Source organism: Trichococcus sp., assembly GCF_049589555.1.
Classification (GTDB): domain Bacteria; phylum Bacillota; class Bacilli; order Lactobacillales; family Aerococcaceae; genus Trichococcus.
In genome coordinates this window covers 1-2,728 of the sequence record NZ_JBAWAZ010000131.1, presented here as the reverse complement: position 1 = coordinate 2,728, position 2,728 = coordinate 1, and the positions used below count along the sequence as shown (strand labels likewise).

At 45.6% G+C, this 2,728-nt stretch carries 1 protein-coding gene and 1 pseudogene; both read right to left on the bottom strand.

Annotated elements, in window-relative coordinates:
* Positions 1-138: 138 nt before the first annotated feature.
* Entirely contained in the window at positions 139-2,343 is a 2,205-nt protein-coding gene (locus tag WBV27_RS05315) for a glycoside hydrolase family 3 N-terminal domain-containing protein (RefSeq protein ID WP_424200085.1), read from the bottom strand.
* Positions 2,344-2,460: 117 nt separating this feature from the next.
* Positions 2,461-2,728, bottom strand: a pseudogene (locus tag WBV27_RS05310) (hypothetical protein); the annotation flags it as partial.

The following is a 2,728-nucleotide window of genomic DNA, read 5'->3' as shown; positions in this document are numbered from 1 at the left end:
TCTCCAGAGCAGTTCAGAAAGGTAAGATATTGATGGGTATCCCCTCGGCAAATCCAGCATCATAGACAATAGGGCAAGGATGTGGATGTTCAAAATCCATGTCCTTGCCCTATTATTGTCCGAAGTATCGCCAGCGGATCAATCAAATGTCAGGGTGATTTTCTCTTCTAAGTATTCCTGAGAGTTTTTGCCCAAACAAATCAAAAATTCCCCGTCTTCAAATTTGAATTCACCTTTATTGTCATAGAATCCCAGTTTCTGCTTCGGAAGGTCAAAGCTGACCGTCCGCACTTCTCCTGGAAGCAGCGTTACTTTTTGGTAATCTTTCATTTCAAGCACAGGACGAACAATTGATCCAACGATATCGCGGACATATAATTGAACAATCTCTGTTCCTGGTCTCTGACCTGTATTTTGGATATCAGCGGAAACACGGATGCTGTCAGTGAACCTTTCCAAAATAAGGTTGCTGTATGTATATTCGGTGTAAGATAGACCGAATCCGAATGGATACAACGGTCCGTTTTCTATATCCATGTATTTCGACGTAAACTTACTCTTTCCGCCGGGCCTTCCTGTATTCGGGTGATTGTAATAGATTGGGCATTGTCCAGTCACTCTTGGGAACGATACTGATAATTTACCGCTAGGATTTGCGGAGCCAAAAATGACATTCGCGACAGCAGTCCCCATCTGAACCCCCAAGTGCCACGTTTCCAGAATAGCATCAACATTTTGGTGCTCCCATTCCAAGGCCAGTGGACGGCCATTCATCAAAACGGCAACGACAGTCTTTCCTGCTTCTTTGACCTTCTCAAGCATCCGTTTCTGAGAGCCTGGCAAAGTAATCGTCGCACGTGAAGCTGCTTCTCCGGACATCGACACTGTTTCCCCCACCACAGCGACGATAACATCACCGTATGCGAGGGCTTCTTTCAACTTGTTCTCATCCAACGGAGACGTCAGACCACCTGTGGCAAAGTATTTGACCCGCTCCCCTTGTGCCGACAGGCCTGACAGCACCGATACACAATCTTCCGCTTTCCAACTTATCGACCAGGCACCGACAACTTCAGTCGCCATATCAGCGAGCTCGCCGATGACACTGATTTTAGCTGTTCTGTCCAAAGGCAAAAGATTATTCTCGTTCTTCAACAAAACAATGGATTTCTCGGCTGCTTCCAAAGCTAACTGGGTATTGTTCTGGGGAACTTCAGCCTCTTCCTCGATTTCCACATAAGGCTCAGCGAATAAGCCCAACCACATTTTGATCGTAAGAATGCGGCTTACAGCCTCATCAAGGAGACTTTCGTCCACTAGATTTTCCTCAATCAGCGTTTTCAGATGCGCACTGTACAAGCCTGTCCCCATATCCATGTCCAAGCCAGCTGTAGCTGCCTGCCTTGCTGCAGCTTTTTCATCTTCAGCAATTCCATGAGTGACACATTCCCTGATGCCATTCGCATCACTGACGACGAAACCTTCGAAACCATAATCCTCTTTCAGCACCGCTCTCAGCATATCTTGGTTCACTGTACAGGGGACACCGTTCAAATCGTTGAAGGCAGCCATAACCGTGGCCGCACCTTCTTCAATTGCAGCTTTAAAAGGCGCCAGATACACATTATGCAGCAAGGAATCCGCCATGGAAGTCGTGTTGTAGTCCTTGCCCCCTTCCGCTGCGCCGTAAGCAACGAAATGTTTCAGACAGGCGGCGACATAATTCTCTGTGCTGCTCTGATCTCCCTGCAGTCCTTGGATTTTTGCTTTTGCAAATTGGGAAACTAAATACGGGTCTTCTCCCGGGCCTTCTGAAACTCTGCCCCATCTAGCGTCCCTCGATACATCAATCATCGGCGCAAAATGCCAGTTCACCCCTTGCTTGCGGGATTCTTTTGCCGCCATTCTTGCGGTTCTAACGAACAGCTCGTCTTCAAAGGAGCAAGCTTCGGCCAACGCGATCGGAAACACGGTGCGGAATCCATGAATCACATCCAAACCAATAATTAAGGGAATCCCTAATCTGCTTTCTTCGACTGCGATTTTCTGCAGCTCATTCGCCTTTTTTGCATCCTGCAACATCAAGGAACCGACTTTTCCCGCTCGGATTTCATCTTCGTGATAGTCCTGCTCCGCTGTTGACATGATTTTCTCAAATTCGGCATGGCTGATCCGGCCATCCGTAAGCATTTCAATCAATTCTTCAAAAGGTACTTCAAAACCTCCGACTATAGATACAGCGGCCTGATTCATCTGGCCGATTTTCTCATCAATGGTCATCGATTGGATCAATTGGGAAATGTGGTTCTTTTGTTCTTCTGTAATTGCTATGATGGTGATCACTTCATTTCTGTATAGATTCTTTTTTCTTATGGCTTCATTATCACAGATGGGCCATCCGTCAACAGTTCAATAAGCTCTTCAATGTGTTTAAGTTAAACATAAAAACCCTCCAATTTATTATAGTAGCTGCTCAAAATTAAATATAGGTGTTTTCTCTACCAAATCTAAAGGGAATCGATTATTCAACCAAGTTTCTGCGAGTCCAATCCAATTATCTACTTCACGAATAATATCTTCTTTAGATTTAGCAGTAGCCTGTGTGGATAGCGAGAGACCATGATGTCCTTTTTCATATACATGTGTCTCAAAAGGAATCCCCTTCATCGCAAGAGCGTGAGCCATTCCTGTCGTTTGAGTAACGCTGACAACATTATCTTCACGTGTG